General features: G+C 36.4%; 9 protein-coding genes. All 9 read right to left on the reverse strand.

All coding sequences use genetic code 11. The annotated features are described in order from the left end of the window. Positions 1-28: 28 nt before the first annotated feature. The 9 genes from P176_RS0105450 to P176_RS0105490 all read right to left on the reverse strand — a co-directional run bounded on the left by P176_RS0105450 (position 29) and on the right by P176_RS0105490 (position 19,316). Complete coding sequence (locus P176_RS0105450) at positions 29-727, reverse strand: hypothetical protein (protein WP_026753750.1); 699 nt, start codon at positions 725-727, stop codon at positions 29-31. Next, on the reverse strand, positions 724-3,984 hold the full coding sequence (locus tag P176_RS0105455; RefSeq protein WP_026753751.1) for a carbohydrate-binding protein: 3,261 nt from the start codon (positions 3,982-3,984) through the stop codon (positions 724-726). Before P176_RS0105455 ends, P176_RS0105450 begins: the two co-directional genes overlap by 4 nt. 150 nt (positions 3,985-4,134) lie before the next feature. Beyond that, positions 4,135-5,736, reverse strand: a complete 1,602-nt coding sequence (locus P176_RS20250; protein WP_156032964.1) for a PKD domain-containing protein — start codon at positions 5,734-5,736, stop codon at positions 4,135-4,137. A 132-nt stretch (positions 5,737-5,868) separates the two neighbouring features. After that, the gene (locus tag P176_RS0105465) at positions 5,869-7,638 is read right to left on the reverse strand and encodes a RagB/SusD family nutrient uptake outer membrane protein (protein ID WP_051605408.1); all 1,770 of its coding nucleotides are present in this window, start codon (positions 7,636-7,638) and stop codon (positions 5,869-5,871) included. 11 nt (positions 7,639-7,649) lie between these two features. Then, positions 7,650-10,736 (reverse strand): TonB-dependent receptor, encoded by a 3,087-nt coding sequence (locus P176_RS0105470; RefSeq protein WP_026753753.1) that lies wholly within the window; start codon positions 10,734-10,736, stop codon positions 7,650-7,652. 93 nt (positions 10,737-10,829) lie between these two features. Beyond that, positions 10,830-12,440, reverse strand: a complete 1,611-nt coding sequence (locus P176_RS0105475; RefSeq protein WP_197022149.1) for a T9SS type A sorting domain-containing protein — start codon at positions 12,438-12,440, stop codon at positions 10,830-10,832. A gap of 1,164 nt (positions 12,441-13,604) precedes the next feature. Then, the gene (locus P176_RS0105480) at positions 13,605-16,517 is read right to left on the reverse strand and encodes a helix-turn-helix transcriptional regulator (RefSeq protein WP_026753755.1); all 2,913 of its coding nucleotides are present in this window, start codon (positions 16,515-16,517) and stop codon (positions 13,605-13,607) included. Positions 16,518-16,708: 191 nt separating this feature from the next. Further along, positions 16,709-17,986 carry a T9SS type A sorting domain-containing protein gene (locus P176_RS19035; RefSeq protein WP_026753756.1) on the reverse strand — a complete coding sequence of 426 codons (1,278 nt, stop codon included), beginning with the start codon at positions 17,984-17,986 and terminating at the stop codon, positions 16,709-16,711. A 7-nt stretch (positions 17,987-17,993) separates the two neighbouring features. Then, a complete protein-coding gene (locus tag P176_RS0105490) occupies positions 17,994-19,316 on the reverse strand; it encodes a M20/M25/M40 family metallo-hydrolase (RefSeq protein ID WP_026753757.1) in 1,323 nt (440 codons plus the stop codon). Positions 19,317-19,434 lie beyond the last annotated feature (118 nt).

Below are 19,434 nucleotides of genomic sequence, written 5' to 3' on the forward strand. Positions count from 1 at the left end.
TTGCTTTTTATGTTGCGTTGGCTACGTTTTAATTTACTGAAAATTGGAAAATCTGAGAATTTGAAATGTTTCCTGATCCATCTGTAGTGAGCACCTTCCAATAATACACCTGCCCAGAAGACACTTCTATTTCGAACTGAGTATTACTCGTAACTCCAATTTCCGTAGAAGGGGGTGTTGTGGTATCTAAAAGTATTTGGTAAGATGCGATATCATTATCTATGTCTGAGGCTTCCCACTGCAATGGCACCACTCCTTGGTCAATACTGGCGCCAGATTGAGGGTAAACAACCTCGGCAGGAAATGGTGGATGGGTCTCTTGTGGAAGACCAGCGTTATAAAACCTCCAAACGTCACTTTCAGATGTATCATTTGTGCCGTTGAACAAAGACTTCACCGACCATGAATATGGTGTTCCTCTAAAAATACGAATTAAAAATTCATTTGAATTGGTGCTGATATTTCTTGACACCCCATCATTTAAATTCGTGATCTGTAAGACGTAGGAAAACGCCGTGGGCACTTCTTCCCATTGAAACAGAACGTCTGTTTCGGTATCTGAAATCACAACTCCTTCATTGCATTCTGTATTATTTTCGGGATATATAAGTGATGCCGCCATTGGCACAACCTCAGCAACAGCAGTGTTTTCGTCATCTTCACTGCAAGATGTTGCCATTAGTAACGCTAATGTACCCAGTGCCAATATTTTTAAGAATCTATTCATTGCTGTATGATTTTGAAATTATAAATTTTTTCTGCTGTAATTATTTTCAGAATTAAAAATCCGCTTTCTATTTGGGATAAGTCAATCTCCAATTCATTGTTCTCTAGCTGATATGTTTTTGACATGATCAATTTACCTGAGACATCATAAATTTCGACAGGAACCTTATTCAATTCTGAAAACCCCATATTTATAAATACTTTATTATTGATGGCTGGGTTTGGATATACCAGTGGTACTGCGCTTGAAAGTATCGTTTCATTGTAGATGCCTTGGCAGTCTTTATTGGTTTTTACACTTAATTCATTTTTACCCTTAGTCAAATCTAATTCTATTTCACTCTCTTGAGTTATAGTCGTATCTCCATTAAAGGTCACGTAGTAGATGTCACCCCCTTCTAGTTTTACGGTTATATGAGAAGCATTAGCATTTCGCTCTAAGTTTACCTGTAACTCATCTGGCTCTGAAACTACTATAGAAAAACATTGCTCGTAATTTGGCTGGCTGGCAATGGTCACACAAAGGAGGTAGGTTCCTGCGCTTAAATTTTCAAAATTAATTTCTGAAGAAAAGGTTTCCGAAGTTTCGAAGTTTTCACCTGTAAGATGAACCGTATAGTCATAGTTGGCAACCGCAGCTAATGAAATACTTCCATTGTTTGAAGACCGACAAGTTTCACTAAACACAGATAAGACATAATTATCTGGCGGTAGATTAAAAATCTCACAGCCAGCTAAATCAACTACGGTATTTTCAGGCGTATTTGGACATGCATCGTTACCATCTAAAACCCCATCACCATCACTATCTGGCGCCCCAAATTCAAACCAATTGAAATTAAATCCACCAGCTAAAATTTTCATTCTTAACTTATAAATACCTTGTTCTAGGTTGAGAACACTAGATACCGTTTGCCAAGTTTGCCATCCATTTGTAATTGGAGTAGTCGTGGTCACCAATTCATTTTCATCACCATTTTCATCTACAGTATATAATCCTATATTCCCCTCATTAAAACCAGCAACTCTAAATTTAATACCATAAAGAGCAGTCTCGGGAACATAAATTGAATAGTCTGCATAATCTCCTGGATCGGTGAAACCAAAGTTCTGCCCACCTCCTTCATCTTCTGTATCCTCTAAATTCATACCTACCATCTCATCATAATCCTCTACTTCAATTAATGTTGGAATAATGAATCGATTTGGGCTGATATTATTTATTACCAAATCTGTAAATGTCTCTAAGGTCTTACCTGATTCTGATTGAACGCTACTACCTGAATAACTTGCCAGTATTTCATCTCCCGTTATTAAATAGCCCTCAACGTTAAGAATAATCAAGCGGTCTCTATTTGGATCTGCTGTGACCGAAACCACATTTCTATCCTCACCATTTACACTAACTGTAAATTCGTCTAGTGAAAGATCTAAGGAGTTTGCTAACAAGGATTCACTAATTGTAATTTCAACAGACTGTTCATTATCACCAGTTTTGCCATTTAAGGCATTTAAAGCAAGAGCATCTGATGTTCCCGTGGCCTCAAATTCTATGCTACTAAGATTTACAGCAATGTCATTATTAATATGTAGTTTTAAACTGTGTTCGCCCTCGGACAGAATAATATCATCAATTTCAAAGGTTGTAAATTGTGTCCAGCCACCGGTTGCGTCCACCATTTGGGTAGTAGTCACCTCTTGGTCATCAATTGTCAGAAAAAATTCACCTCCAGTTTGTTCTGTTGCCAACCTGACCATTGCTTTATACACAGCTGTTTCATCTATGTCAACGGTGTACTTCATCCACTCCCCTTGGTTTACGAACCCTATATGAAACCCATTACTATTAATGTCGTCTGTATTTCTCTCAATATCGACACCATCGTTTCGATAGGACCAGCCACTATTCCAAGCTGTAAAATTTCCAGTAGATAAATTATAATCTGCTACCACCGTATCGTAGTATGCAAAATTGTTTTTTCCTAAATCAAAATCAGAAAGGTAAATTACACCAGGAATCTGCGCAGCACTTCCATGATAAGGTATCGTTTCATCGGTTTGTACTTGTCTTATACACGCATCAGGCACATCTTTTCTATATCTACTGTTTTCGACTAGTAAGTTTTGAGCAAGTTGCATCATTCCATCAAAGGCTTCTTGAGCAGTCGGTTGGGGACCATTTCCTTGCCAATAATCTAATATCTCCTGATAGCCTGGATTAATATCCACCGCATAAGGACTATCGATGTCTCCTATTTTACGAACCGTCCACCACGCCCATCCAATGTTGTTATTTTCAAAAAGTGAAATGGCATCTGTAAACCAAGTATTTGAATTCTCACCAGACTCTCCCATCCATAGTGGCACGTTGTGAGTTTCCCTCAAAGGCAATATCCAATCCACATCATTTTCATTATTAAAACTCCAATACTTATGAAAACTATAGACTAAATTATCATCCCAAGGCGGAGTTAATCCTCTATGGTCATTGGCATATGAATTCCCTTCAATATAAAGAATGTGGTTATCCCCTACGCCTCTTATACCTGTTGTTATATCTTCATAAACTTCTCTTAACAATGCATTTTGATCCCCTAAATCCCAATGCGTTTCATTGATTAAATCATAACCTCCAATCCATTCATTATCTTTATACCTATCGGCTATTCTGGTCCATAAAGCGACGAGTTTATCTCGGTTTTCCTGACTTTCCCATAAGGATGGTTTATCAGGATCGTAATCATTGATTTCTGACCCAGTACCTTGACCTCCTGGTGTGGCATGCATATCTAAAATAACGTATATATTATGCGGTGCAGACCATTCTAACACGTCATCAATCAATTCAAAACCCGTTTCAATCCAAGTATTTTCTCCTGGAACAGGTTCTTCTTCAATAGGAAGTGTAAACAAATTATAATGCATTGGTATACGTATGCTGTTATAGCCCCAAGCAGCTAATGAATCTACATCACGTTGTGTAAAGTGATTGGCGCGCCATTCTGCAAAAAAAGTCTCTGTATTGGTTTCCCCCATTAACTCGACTAATTTTTCCTTGATCTCATGCTGAGCACCTGCAAAACCAGAAGTTTGCATCATATAGCCTTCCATTATTTGCCAACCACCCGGCCCTACTCCTCTTAACAGAACAGGTTCTCCACTTGAATTAACAATTTCAGTTCCCTGAGCAACAAGACCTTGCCCCCAATTTATAGTTGTGACTAGTAGTAAACTAAATAGTAGTATTGTTTTTTTCATATTTATTATATTTCTGTGTAAAATGCCTGCTTTTTATTTTAGAAAAATTAGCAGTTACATTCCAAAAGGCTTTACTGGTCAAAATAAGACCAGTAAAACAACTTAAGGGCTAACACAAATTTTTTATATTACATTCTGAATGTCATTTTCTTAGTTTACTTGAACTAACGATACATTGTCAATTATTACACCTTCAGGACCATAGGTTTGACCACCACATCTAAACAACAAATAGTAGGTTCCTTCGGTCGTAATTTCAAATCGCCCTGGATTTGTCTCAGGATCACAAGCCCCATCTACTGCAGAACCTTCATAGGAAGCTCCACAATCCCACCAATTAATAGCCTTGAGCACTTGAAAATCACCATTATATTCAATACCTTCAGTTGGAGTTCCTTCTACTGGCATATCAGCACCCAAATAGACTTCTCCATAAACCTGATTGATTCCTGCATAATCTACATCCATATCGAATTGATATGTACCCGGAACGAGATCTACGCTTTGGAAAATTGCCAAATGCGCCCAATCTGCATTATTAATCCATTTTGCTACTCCATCTTCTATGATTACAGAACCATTTGTATTATTCGTTTCCCATTGATTGATAACGGTCCAACCACCCTCATCAGTAAAAGTTCCATTCGTAATTAAGTTATTTGAATCTCCAAATATTATGTCTCTTAACGACTCATCAGAACCATCACTATTTGTAGCCGTGAGTTTGACTGTGTATACACCTTCACTAGCGTATGTGTAGGTTGGATTTTCATCTGTTGAAGTACCAGCATCATCTCCAAAATCCCATACATAGCCATCGGCATTACTGGATGTATTTGTAAACTCTACTGTAAGATCGTCTGTAACACTATAAGTAAAATTAGCATCTGGCAGAAACAAGGGTGGTGTATAAACAATTCCAGGTAACAATGGCGAAAAAGAAGCATTGTCCAAGGTTAAGCCTGACGAACCATAATTAGCACCACCGCCTCTAATAACCAAATACACCGTTCCAGCGGTAGTGAATTGAACTAATCCTCCACCTTCACCTACACAGCTAATTTCTGAAAGAAATCCTTCAAAAGGTTCATTACCGCATCCGCCCCAAGTACTTAGCCCCAAACGGATTCCTCCATCGTTATAATCTTGACCTGGTATTGGAGTTTCTGAACCAATATATACTTCATACCACGAATCTGTAAGTCCACTTCCTGAGACTTCCATATTAATTTGATAAGGTACATTTGCTTCTACATGCACCGCTTGATAGATCCCTACTTGTCCACCGCCTCCACCTGTCCAAACGGCTTGATCACCAGTAAAGTTTACATTAACCCCATCAGTTATAGGCAAGACAGTCCACTCATCACTACCATTAAATTCTCCGTTTAATAAAAAATTTGGCCCTTGAAAGTTTTGATTAATCACAACAGTTTGAATAGACTCGGCAGTACCCCCATCAGTAAACACCTTGAATCTCACATCGTAATCACCACTTCTGAGAAATACTTTATTTGCTTCATAACCTTCTGAAGAGGAATTATCTCCAAAATCCCAGTGCGTATACCAATTTTTATTGCTTGGAGTCGCACTAAAGACAACCCTATTTGGATTTTCAGGATCAAATGAAAAGGTAAACTCAGCATCTTCAGCTGTTGGCTCTGTTGCAACTAAATCGTCATCAGCGCAACCCGTAGAAATAATAATGACACCTATCATCATTATCCTTGCTATAAATTTTAATGTTCTCATAATTTTCTTTTTAATCAATATTATTTATTTTGATCACTCTAAGTAAAAAACTTGTATGGTTTCAACTCGTTTCTTAAAGCCAGTAGGATTTTTTAACATATAAAAAGCCGCTGAATTTATTTTTGAGGATTTTTAGTAACCTGGATTTTCCAAAAGGTCATTATTATTATTACGTCTGTCTTGACCTATCGGCATATAGTATTGTCTTGGGAAAAAATTCATTTGTTCTGCTTCTGCATCAAACGTTTCATAAGTAAATGTCTCATCTCCAAAACCATCGATATGTCTTAATGTCCTAACGCCCTCTACTTGAATGCTAAATACGTCTTCTGCAATACGCCATCTTCTTGCGTCCCAATAGCGTTGATCTTCAAAAGCAAGTTCTAATTTTCGTTCGTTACGAATTCTATCTCTTAGCGCCTCTCCAGAATAGGACTGTAAACGTAAATTTGTTTCTAATCCTGCCCTGGTTCTAATAGGTTCAATATAATCTCTAGCAAGATCTGAATTGTTCAATTCAAAAGCTGCCTCTGCTGCATTTAGATAAATTTCGCCCAACCTAAAGAGAATACAATCCTGCCCCGAATAAAATTCTGGTATAAACAAAGGGCTTGATCCATCTTCTAAGTATTTACGTACGTAAAAACCTGTTTTTGTGGCATCTGGATGCACGCCGATACCATCCTTACCTACACCTGTACCACTTCCTGTATCTATTACTCCATCAATTTCAGTGGCATACCATATTTCTACAGGAGATCCTTGAAACATGTCATTATTAGTCAATATCGTTCCTTTTAAACGTGGATCTCGGTTTTCCCATGGATTTAATTCATCATATTGTGAACCAGATTCATTAGGTAATAATCCTGTATTCAACACCTCGTAGCTATCAATAAATTGCTTAGTTGGAGACATGCTTGAACCCCAGTCTAAACGATAACTGTAAGGCACAGTTCGTAAATCATAAGAATGTCCTTTTTCAAACGGAATCCAAATTTTCCTAAAAATGATCTCATTTACCGATTCGTCTGTAAATAACTTGGCGTAATTTTCGGAAGGGTCTGGATATTGGTTGAATAAACTGTGACCCGATTCTAAGATTACGCTTTGTGAGGCATTTAATGATAATTGGTAATAACTATCTGCATCTTGGGATGGTATTCCTACCAAGCCATCCAACTGTACCGAACCATATTTTGCAATGCTACCAGCATATAAAGCTACTCTTGACTCTAAGGACTTTGCAGCCCATTTTGTAGCTCTGGCTAACTGAGAATCCCAGCGATTTGGTAACAGTTCAAATGCATTTTGAGCATCTAATAATATTTGATCGTAAACTTCCTTCTCTGTATTTCTTGATGGGAAGTATTCTTCTTCAGGGGTAATTTCTGGATCTTGTGGTACGAGAATTATAGGTACGCCACCATATCGTTTTACCAATTCGTAATAACAATAAGCTCTCAAAAAATACATCTCGCCTAAGCGATTATTTCGTTCTTCATCGGAAAGCACACCGGTCCCTATTAATTCAAGATTTTCTATGGAATTATTTATTTTCCAAATGTTATCGTAACCCCACCAATCTAAAGGCCAAGTATTATTGGCAGTACCCCAATTACCAGGTCTAAACGTATTTGTTGCTGGTGTCCATGAATAGCTACTTCTTGCGATATCGGTCAAGGCATCACGAAATGCGCCGCCCCCAGCACCTCCGCCAAAATCAGCTAGATAATCAAAAGGCATTCTATCGTAAATTTGGAAAAAATAAGAATCCATTAAATTCTTATCACTCCAGACATCATTCTCCGTTATTCTATCTAACGGGGGTTCATTGAGGTAATCGCTGCACGAGAATAGTGTGACTACCATTAAGCTTAAAATAAAAAAATGAGTTTTCATAGCATATTTTTTTAAAATGTTAAATTAAAGCCGACGGTTAATGACTTAGTTTGGGGATAATACCAGCCGACAGATGATGTGTTTTGCGGATCAAAGTCCTCATCATACTTTGTAAAGACAAAAAGATTGTATCCTGTAAAAAATACTCTTAGTTCATCAAAACCTTGGTTTTCTCCAAACTTAGGAAGTGTATAGCCTAAATTAATATTTTTAATTCTTACGTGGTCGGCATCACGTTTCCAAAAGTCAGAGTATCTATAATTATTGTCGTTAAACCCACCGTTAGATATTCGTGGATACGCAGCCCCAGTGTTTTGAGGTGTCCAATAATCCAATTGGTATTCATAACCGTTAAACCCATTTCGCAATGGACTTTGTGCCTCCCCATCTACATATATATCATATCCGCCAGCACCGGTCAATAGTACAGACAGCGAAAATCGTTTATATTCAGCACCTAAATTCAAAGAGTAATTGGTAGCCGGCTTATCTCCATTTCCAAATACCTTTTGATCCCTAACATCAATAATATTGTCGCCATTTAAATCCTGATATCTTACGTCGCCTGGTTGTATGCTCATATTTTCATTACCGTCTTGAATGGCCCACTGGTCTATTTCTTCTTGATTTTGAAAAAGACCTTGGGAGATATAACCTCTTCTAAGACCTGTAAAGCCTCCTGTAATTGTAAGATTCTCTCTCATAAATGGGTCTTCTTGAAAATTTTCATCAATAAAAATGGCTTTTTCACGAGACCTTGAAAAGTTAAGTAACGCACTCACTTTTAAATCTTCATTTATTTGCTTGTTATAATTAATAGAAAACTCAAAACCTTCATTCGAAAATTCGTAGAGATTTTGTGCTGCCAATCCCACTCCCAGAGTGCTTGGTACACTCCCCGAGGCAAATGCAATTACATCCTCTCTTTTCCGATAAAAATAATCGAAGGAAAGTGTTAAATCATTATCCAAGAAACTGGCATCTAAACCAATGTCATACGTTGTGTTGGTTTCCCAAGTAATGTCCCTGTTGGCCAATGCTGTATTATCTATAGTGGGTGTAGTACCCTCGTCATCTGCAGCAAAAAAGAAACTATAGGTAAAACCACTCAACCACTGATAAGCTGCCGTACCATCATTTCCGGCAGTTCCAATTGACCCTCTTAATTTTAGATTGCGAACAACGTCTTTAATTGGTTCAAAAAAAGGCTCTTCAGATAACCGCCATCCTACAGAAACCGATGGGAAAAATCCCCATTCGTTTCCTGGCGCGAATCGCGATGATCCATCTACTCGAAATGAAGATTCCACAAAATATGTTGCTTTATAGTCGTAGCTAAATCGGCCCACATACCCCCAACGGTTCTCTCGAAATTCTCCCCCCTCTGCTACTTGGTTTTGTAGTGACCCAGCAAACAATTGGTCGATAGCATCAGATTGGAAATCTTGACGTCTCCCAAGAAAATTTTGACCTTCGATTTGTTGTATCTCAGTTAGAAACAGACCAGATATACTATGATCACCAAAATCACGGTCGTAATTAAGTGATGGTCTTAAAACGTAAGAGTTGCTATAATTGGTAGATTGTTGTAAAATAGTTTCACTAAATGCACCTACTGGTGTGGCGGTAAACGGATTATACTCGCCAGTTTGTCTATTTAATGTAAACAACTCATAGCTTTTTCCCCAATCTTTGCTTATGACGTTATCATAAACTAGAGAACCAAATGCCTTGACGCTCAACCCTTCTACTTGGTTGATATCCCATTCCAATGAAAGTTTTGCATCAACGTTATTATTGGTTGAACGAAAATATCCCGCATTAAAATTTCTTAAGCCTTCCTCGATATGGATAGGACTAAAACTTGGCCGTGCTGGCGTTCCATCTGGATAATACGCCAAATCGGTAGGAAGTGCTCTACTAAGTTCTCTGAAAATATCGAATGCCGAATAAGCTGGGGCCTCGTTCTTTTTTCTTCGTCCTGCCAAATTAAGCGAAAGACTAAGGTTGTCTGTAATCTGTGCATTAATGTTAGACCTTATATTATATTGTTCGAAAGAAAGCGCATCTGAATTATAATTTGAACCCTGATTAATAAAACCGGCAGATACAAAATACTTTACCTTTTCACTTCCGCCGGATAAATTCAAATTATGACGTTGCTGAAAGCCCCATTCTTGAAGTACTAAATCTTTCCAATCTGTATCTGGATAATTTATAGGATCTAGACCGTTTTGGAACAATTCTATTTCGGCATCTGTATAAAAGGGATCTAGATTTGCATTTCGTAACCCCTCATTCAATACCTGACCGTATTCAGCTGAACTTAAAAAATCGGGGTAATTTGTAAATGCTGTATATGTAAATTGATTACTATAAGTTAGTTTTGGCTTACCAACCTTCCCTTTTCTTGTAGTAATCAAAACCACACCATTACCACCTTGAACGCCGTAAACAGATGCAGCTGCGGCATCCTTTAATACAGATATGTTTTCAATCTCATTGGGATCCAGTTGGTTTAAATCCCCAGGTGCACCATCAACAATAACCAGTGCGTTACCAAAGTTTCTTACTTCAAAAGAGGAATTACTAAAACCCGGCTCACCCGAAGTTTGTCTTACAAATAGACCAGAGGCCAAGCCTTCTAAAGCATTACTCACATTTGGTACGGGCTGTTTTTTTAAAGTTTCCTCATCAATGGTTGAGATTGCTGAAATGACTTTTGTTTTTGATTTACTGCCGTAGCCAATAACAACAATTTCATCTAAAGCATTTGAATCTTCTTTCAACGCTATTGTCAAAGACGTTTGATCTTTTATTTCAACTTCTTGAGATACATAACCCAAGTATGAAATAATAATTACATCTCCTGAATTTACATCAATTTCAAAATTACCATCAAAATCAGTTTGAGTACCATAGTTAGTTCCTTTGACTAAAACACTCGCTCCTAGCAAGGGGGTATCGCTGCTAGCATCAACAACTTTACCCGATAAAGAATTTTGCGCTATGGCAAAGGTTGTACAATATATTAATACCAGGGTAAGTAATTTTTGCTTCGAGGTTATTTTTAAGCAATTCAAAAACATTGTCTTCATATTTATTATCTGATTTACCTGAAATGGACGACTATTTCACTCTTTTTGGCTTCATACATTAGAATTGTGTGAGCAAAAAGAATAATGAAACTATTATTGTTTTATAATCCTTTTACTCACTATTCCTAATGCTGTTCTAATTTGAGCTATGTAGATACCAGAAGTTAAATTACTGGCGTCAATGTTTAATGATGATACGTTAACGTTAGGTTTCGAATACATTACTTTTTTTCCTAGCATATCAAAAACCTCAATTTCATTTATAATTATATTATTTGTGGTAACACTCCAAAAATTAGCTGCAGGATTTGGATAGATCTTGACTTCGGAGAGTTGAAAATCCTGAATTTCTAAAGGTGCACCTGAGTAGAAATAAACGTTATCAATATAAAAGGTAGCATCGTTAAAACCTTGAGAGGTATTTCCTGCTCCTTGACCATTACCATCAAACAATTCAGTATCAAACTTAAATTGAAAAATATCTGTTAAAGAAAAGTCTGAATTTATTTCTGTGAAATAACTTAAGGGCACATCCACACCTACCCATTGATTCTGTAAAGCATTAGCAATGATATAAGCCACTTCTCCCGTAGATGAACTAATTGGAGAGGCTCTGAATTGTGTACCGTTTGAAGTCCAATAGTCAAAGTGTAAATAATCTCTTCCTGAAACGTCTATGGCGTCAAAAGTTATTCCTTGGTAATTGAGACCGGCGTATTTTAGCGTGTTATTTTCATTTATCACCTCTTGCGTCATAACTGTAGCCTGACCCCAACCAGGATTATAATTCGGATTAATTGGAGATGTATACAAATCGCTATATAAAGAGTTAACATCTTCCTGTGCATAAGTTGGATCTTCGGCATCTGTATTTGGGAGCGTTGCGGTAAAAGCCACTATGTAATCTGTTGATGTTGACATATCTTGCGACGTTACCGTTATTGTTGTTGTCCCTGGTATATCAGAAGCTACCGTAATAACGCTTGTTGCTTCTGGAGCTGTAGTTGTTGCTGTAATGGTAGGTACAGTAGTTGTTCCAAAAGGCAAATTGTATGTATAACTCGTAACACCTGATGCAAAACCTGAAATTGATACACCATCCACCTTCAAATCACTTAAAGATGCATCTACAGACGTATCTGGTGTTACATTTATCAAAGACATATTATCTATGATAATACCAGTTGTGCCATAAGTACTTCCGCCTGATCTAAAAAGAAGGTAATAGGTACCAGCCGTGGTTACTTCAAATTCTCCCGGATTGGTATTTGGGTCACATCCAGATGCTGTAGCTAAACCATCATAAGTTTTTATATCTGGACAATCCCACGCATTGTATGCCTTAATAACCTGTTGATCTCCGCTATAATCAGCATTTTGAACTGGTTCTGTAGTGCCGATGTAAACCTCACCCCAACAGTCGTTAATTTCTGTGTATGTCATATTCATATCGAACTGATAAGTACCAGGATCAAGCACTATAGACGTATACACCCCCATATGTTTCCAATCTCCAGCGGCAGTCTCATTGAATGTCGCAACACCTTCAGCAATAGTGACTGATCCCAAGGTATTTGCCTCTTCATAATGATTTATAACCGTCCAACCGGTTGCATCATCGAAGACTCCGTTTGGAATTAAGTTTTGACCAAATCCAATAACATTGGTCAACATAAATACAAGTAATAAAGTAATTTTTTTCATCGTTAAGGTTTTAGTTAATTTTGTATACATATGCGTTAATATCGTTGCTATTAAAGTTTGATAATCTCCATACCTTTACATTCACACTTGAATGATCAAAGGTTAACAGAATCTTAATGTTTTCCTAACAACGAACATCTACATCCTCTTATGGTCTTGTGTAGAGTACTCTACAAAACCTCTACAATAAATAATTAAATTACTGTTTTTCAGTGTTTTAAATTTTATTAATTTAGAATGAAATTTGCTAATCTAGAATATTTAGATAAGTCTAGTTAATTGCAGAGATTATATTAATCATATTAATAGTTTTTAAAAATTTATAATATCACTCTCGAAGAAAATTAATTGATATTGACTGAGCAATTGTTCTAAAAAAACATAAATCTCATTAATGCGCATAGTAAATACCGCGAAGCATTATTTGTTAATTGATCATCCAACAATTAAACAAGATGTGTGAAATTATGGATGAATTATTTAGCGAAATTTGCAATATGAATACTATTGAAGTAATTGTCTGAGTCCTCATTTTTAACCGAAAATGATAACCTCTTTTGATCCCCATATTTTTTAGTTGAATGCTTAAGCTGTCTCCTGCCGTGACAGATATTGAAATATTTGGTCCATCACCAAATCTCAATCTCCCATATCTACCATTTACACTTTTTAGATTTAGAACAACCTTACCTAAAACATCCTCTTTAAAAGTTGAATTTCTTTGTTTTCAATTCCGTTAAAATAATAGGAGGAACTGCTCTTACACAAAGAACAATAATCGTTAAAAACCACCTTATTCACGTTATCCAAAATACGAGCTTCTTCTTGGGAAGCCTAAGTAATTGTAATGTGCATTGGAAACAGGAAAGTTCTAATTTATAATGAAGTTTTTGATACTTAATCTTGAATAAGAAGAACATTGGGTGAAGTGAAATTGAATGACCTAAAACCAAAATATCCCGGTTTTTTATGAATTAAGTAGCAAAATATTTCGGAATCATACTATTTTCTTTTAGAATCCTAAAAATGCTCTCAAACTATATAATAAGTGCTCATTACAATTACCATATTTACGGTTTAACTTGCGATATAACATCTAAGTAAACTCTACAATAAAAGTCCAGATTGCTAAATACACTGCTTTGAAATAAATATTCTATTTTATCAGAAAGACTGAATGTAGTTTACCAGACTTGAATCTTTAGGTAAATCTAGTTTTTTTCTTAGCCGCCATCGGCCTTGCTCTACGCTTTTTATAGAGATGTTCAATAAAGAAGCAATTTCTTTTGAAGAAAGATTTAATTTAAGATAAGCACTTAATTTTATTTCGTTTGAGGATAAATCTGGATGTTCTTCTCTCAATTTATCAAAAAAATCAGAGTGTGCATTTCTAAAATGAAGTTCGAAAGTAAGCCAGTCATCTTTATCGACAAGATGGGTGTTGATTTTTTTTAACACCTTTTTTATTGGAGAATGTAAAGAGCTATTTAAAACATTTTTGTCTATTCTCTCTATATCTTCAATTAAATCGGTTAGTAACTCATTCTTCTTCAAGTTGTTTAAAGTAGAAGATGCCAATTCATTATTTTTCTTTTTAATTTCTAAGTTTAAATTTTCTTCTTTCAGAGTTAAAACTTCCTTATCGATTTCTAGTTTTTCTAGTTTAAATTTTTCCTTTTCTCGTTGCCTCTTTTCTGCTTCCATTTCTTTAAGCCGTTCAATCTGCTTCTTATTTTTTCTCTTAAAATACGCTCTGTACAAAATATTGATAAGAATCAATACTAAAGCATAAACAATAAAAGCCATCGTACTTAAGTACCATGGAGCTCTTACAATAAAAGATTTACTCACGGTTTGAGATAAATCTCCATTCTCATCACCCGAGCGTATTTCTAATTCATAAGACCCCTGAGACAAACCCGGAAAGTTTAATTCTGAAACATAGTCCAAATTAGACCACTCATTCTTTAACCCTTTGAGCTTATATTGAACTTTATTAGAATACCCTAAAGGCGTCTTTGGTAGTGCTATTCTTACTTTGATGAAATTATTGCCATGTGGAACATCCAATTTATTATTTTGTTCAATCGGAGCTAGTATCGTATCCTTTTCACTGATGAGTTCAATAGACCGAATAGTGGGTGGTATTTTTTCCGAATCAAGATCTGTAGCATCAATTCTATGGAAAATTACACCTCCATTGATCCCTATTGCAAAAATAGAATCTTTAATTTTTTCAAATTTATTGAAGTCATTATGATGCTTACCTCTTATAGCATAGAACGGTTTTTGGATTTTAACAAATTTACCTCGGTCTCTCAAAATATATCCGAGAGATTTTGGCGTAGAATACCAAAACACATCACCATCTTGAGAAATGCTATTGATATCACTTATGCCTTTGAAAAGTTGAGACGCATATTTTTGGGTTATAAAGGTATTATCTATGGGATCATAATTGAAAAATCCTTTTGGATTATAAAAAACAAGGTTGTTATCTATTTTACTTATATAAGCAAGTGTTTGCACGAAAGCATTACCAATACCATAAAATTCAAATTCTTGAAGATCCATGCCGTCTTTCGATAAGACTAAACGGTAATATCCCTTTGTTGGATGGGCTACCCATAATTGACCGTATTTATCGAACTCCATAAAACGGGAAGATTCGCCGAAATTTTCCCATTTATTTATAAAAACCCACTCCCCATTTATCTTTTTAAAGACACCCACACCTGAATAGAAGCCAACATATAAAAGATCATCTATTTCGGGATGTTTTCTAAAAATCCATCCTCCGCCTTCTTTATGTATTGATTTTAGTTTATGATTCTCTATGATTGAAACTCCTTCATGTGAACCTACCAAAACCTGATTATCAATCTCTTCTATCTTCCAAATTTGACCAATACTCTCATCAATTAATTCTATTTCTGAATTGGGCTGGTATATGTTTTTTTCAAATAGTCCTTGACTCGTTCCTAAATAGAGGGTAGTATCTTTTAAATGACTCGTAAAAATGGTTCCAAACTCGCCTTCGTTATCCAACAAATAGTTGGTATTGCTGCTAATTTGCAAATAACTCAACCCTCGTTCTGTACCTATCCATAGATTACCATTAAAATCGCCATAGAGTCTACTTATCGTATTTTCTAAAAGCCCTTTATTTTTCTCTTGATGTAAGACGATATTCCCATCGGAGGAGATGACATAGATTCCCTTTCTAATAGTTCCTAAAGCCAGCTGATTATTATCTAATTCCTGAGCATCGTTGACCAAGTGCTTTTCTATAAATGCATTTATCTCCCATGTGTTTTTTGACAACGCGCCTTCCTTCCATGACCAAATGCCATTATTCTTTGTAATTATTGAAAGCTCATTATTAGATCTTACAAATACGTCAATAATCTCAAGTGTTTCCTTTTCAGAACCCTCAATTAACAACAGCTTGTTACCTTTTATTTCGCACAAGCCTACTCCGGAATCTTGAATAAAAACACGTCCCTTTGATGACATTAGCGCATTGAAACCTTTGATAGCTGTAATTTTATCAAGCTCTTCACTAACTGGATCATATATGTATATTTCCTGAAACGTTTGAAAAAGAATCTTGCCGTTCAATTCATGGATTTCAGTAAAAACAGGTAATAGCGGATCGTTTTTTTCAGGATGCTTGAAAAACAACGTTGTAAATTTTAACACCCCTTTATCATTTTTAGACCAATATCCAAAACCTCCATGACCACCAGTATAAATATGCTGATCATCAATGTACAATACCGTTCTTAAATCTGACTCTGTTCCTGATGTGTAGTTTTTCCAGCGAATACCATCATATTCCAACAATCCTGCTGGTGTAGCAAAATACATCTCACCACTTTCATTTTGTGAAATATCAAAAATCTGTAAATTTTGATTGATCTCTTCAGTCGTGAAATTTTTGACAAGTGGTGTTCCTGGGAGCTGAAATACCTGTCCCTGTAACATCCAATTAAAACCTATAAAAGCAGTAAAAATTAAGAGTCTGTAAGCGCTTTTATAAGATATTCTTAATTTAACGTTGTGATTTTGCGACATAAACGTTTTAAAAGCTATTTTAATGAAAACCCTCAAATATAATCAAAATCATATCAGGCTTCAAAACTCTTAAATAGGGTTGTTATATTTATATCTAATTTCTTTTTAGTTCAAATTTCAGCAACAACTGTATTCTTAAATTGGAATAGGCTTAAGTCATTAATTAAATTTTGAGTCAACTCTAACTCCTATTAAGTTTTAATTAAAGTCTTTGCAATTTGACCTTGAACACTTTTTAAGAGTAAAATGTAAATTCCCGAAGGCCAATTTGAAGTATTGATGAACTCTTGTTCTTGCTGCGCACTCATCTTTTGCCCTAAGGAATTAAATATTTCAACGGTATCATAATTCATTTTAGAATCGATATGAATGACATCTGAAAATGGATTTGGATACACCGAAACTATATTTAAATCTTCTTGAGTTATTGATAATGCGTTACAAAACGGATTTTCTCCAGCAGCAGTGATGAAGGTCCCATTGTCAATATACCAATTTTCCCATGTGCCACCGCTACCATTTGTCCAGTCTGCAAGATTAAAATGATTGATCCCACCATAAGTTCCTGCGACTTTATAAACTTTGAGAGCTTCTTCGTTTTTATTCCATGTCACAGGCACTCCCGCTGTAACGTTTTCTGGCATAAAATCTGAAACACAATTGGATTGTAAAAAATAGGCATATTCTGGATAATCTGGGTATTCGCCAAATACATTGGCAATGCCATCTGCATCTACACATACTGCTGTATATTCATTGCAGGCTATACCAAAGGCATTCAAGCCATTGTCTTTTGCATACCGTGCTAAAAACACACTATGTCTCGCCTTTCTATCGGGATCATCGTAATGGGAGTCTGTAATGAGATTTTCTAAATATGGAATGTCTAAAAAATCATTGTAACCTAAAGTCAGATCAGGATGGTAAGGGTCTGCGAGTGCCTCAGCGTTTAAAATCGTGCCATTTTCCGCAGAAAAATAAGCGCTTCCCAATATGGCCATTCCTGCACTTGTACCGCCGATGACCCCTTGTTTAACGTTGATAAAATTATTAAGCGCAGCTTCCATAGCATTATTCTTAAAGTAGGACACGTAATCAAACTGATCTCCGCCGGCAAACCAAATGGCTTCAGCATTGGCTACTTTCTCCAGCACATAAGGATCGGTTGCTCCTAACTCATTAGCAATTACAAATGTGGTTACCGAGTTGATACCAATGCCTAGTTCCGAATAAAAATAATCATTGTAGCCATCACTCCCTGAAGCTCTTAAAACCACAATATCTCCACCGTTGGCCTTATTTAAAAACCATGCCATCGCTTCGTCATTCTCAGTTGCACCTCCCATGAGACACACGCCAGACTCATGATTGGTATCTAGATCTACACTGCTGCCTGTGGCGTATTCGGTATAATTTTGAGCGTAAAAAAACGGTGTACTTAAAAAGAATAGGAGCAAACTATATTTCATATCTCTATTATTTTTGTTTTGCCATTAATCGATACAGCAGGACGGCGGTAACTTTTGCCTTTTCTGCTAATCGATTTAAATTTGCCGTTTCTTCTACGGTATGATCTCCAGAACCTCCGGTAAGCCCCATACCATCAATAGCCATATCGACGTAGCCCGAAGTAAACGAAATATCGGCAGCACCAGCATTTCTTGGGTTAACCGCTTCTATACTTCCAAAGCCCAAATCTTGACTCACCAAATTGTAGGTTGCTAACAATTGCGTATTACCATCAGTTAGGTCTAAAGGAGGGTATCCACCTTCATCAAAAATCAATTCTGCAGAAGTCTTTGGGTAGTTTTCTGCAACAATAGCGTGCATCGTTTTTTTGGCTCTTTCTAATTGTTCTAAAGAAACCGCTCTAATATCGCCATGTACCTCAACCGCTTGAGACACCACGTTATTTTTTCCGAAGGCGTTACCTCCAGTTTGATCAGTATTAATACTTACCTCAGTGCCTCCTAACATAAATCCTGGATTAAAGGTCAAATCTTTTTCTTCGGAAAGTTGCTCATAAAACGCATTTAAAATGCGAGAGGTTTCGTAAATAGCACCAACGCCCACTTTTTCGGAAAATACCTGAGACGAATGTGCGGGCTGACCTTTGACCTTCAATTTCCAATCTGAAGAACCACGTCTTGCCACAACAATAGTTTTAGGGTTATTATCTCCATTTTCAAAACCTAGGGCAATATCGGCCCATTGTGCAGCATCGATCACATCTTTTTTACTCAGCGCTAAAGGATTACCGCTTTTTTCTTCATCTCCAGTCATGACAATTTTGATGCGCATGTCTTTTAACAAGCCTGCATCTTTTAAAGCCTTAATTGCCAAAATTATGATCACATCCCCACCTTTCATATCAGCCACTCCAGGACCTTCTACAATAGAATCATTGCGCATTTGGAACTCTTGAAACGGACTGTCTAATTCAAACACCGTATCTAGATGACCTATCATTACTATTTTTGGGCCTTTCTTTCCTTCAATTGATGCTACGAGATGTCCGGCTCTATTGTAAGCTTCACCTGAAGTCAATTCGGTTTTAAATCCTAAAGCATCTAATTCTTTTTGATACAAGCGCCCTACTTCCTGAACCCCTTCAAAATTCATAGTCCCACTATTAATATTTACTGAGGTTTCCAATAAAGAAAGTGCGTCTTTGAGATGTGTATCAACAGCGTCTACAAGTTGTTGTTCTTTTTTTGAAGTTTGAGCATTTAGCGTTGCCGCAAATACAAAGCAGAACAAGACTGCAATAGCCGAGTTCATACATTTACTGGTTTTCATAATTGGAAGTTTTTCAATCTTCCTAAAAATAGAATATTTTATTGAGCTTCGCTTCAGAAAAAAAAATATCTCTTGCAAAAACGTAAAGCTGCCCTAAGGATTGTTCGGTTTTGATTGC

This window comes from Sediminibacter sp. Hel_I_10 (assembly GCF_000688335.1).
GTDB lineage: Bacteria > Bacteroidota > Bacteroidia > Flavobacteriales > Flavobacteriaceae > Psychroserpens.

Coding starts and splice junctions, on each gene's coding strand:
- P176_RS0105450 (WP_026753750.1), bottom strand. CDS start 727: ATGAATAGATTCTTAAAAATATTGGCACTGGGTACATTAGCGTTACTA.
- P176_RS0105455 (WP_026753751.1), bottom strand. CDS start 3,984: ATGAAAAAAACAATACTACTATTTAGTTTACTACTAGTCACAACTATA.
- P176_RS20250 (WP_156032964.1), bottom strand. CDS start 5,736: ATGAGAACATTAAAATTTATAGCAAGGATAATGATGATAGGTGTCATT.
- P176_RS0105465 (WP_051605408.1), bottom strand. CDS start 7,638: ATGAAAACTCATTTTTTTATTTTAAGCTTAATGGTAGTCACACTATTC.
- P176_RS0105470 (WP_026753753.1), bottom strand. CDS start 10,736: ATGAAGACAATGTTTTTGAATTGCTTAAAAATAACCTCGAAGCAAAAA.
- P176_RS0105475 (WP_197022149.1), bottom strand. CDS start 12,440: ATGAAAAAAATTACTTTATTACTTGTATTTATGTTGACCAATGTTATT.
- P176_RS0105480 (WP_026753755.1), bottom strand. CDS start 16,517: ATGTCGCAAAATCACAACGTTAAATTAAGAATATCTTATAAAAGCGCT.
- P176_RS19035 (WP_026753756.1), bottom strand. CDS start 17,986: ATGAAATATAGTTTGCTCCTATTCTTTTTAAGTACACCGTTTTTTTAC.
- P176_RS0105490 (WP_026753757.1), bottom strand. CDS start 19,316: ATGAAAACCAGTAAATGTATGAACTCGGCTATTGCAGTCTTGTTCTGC.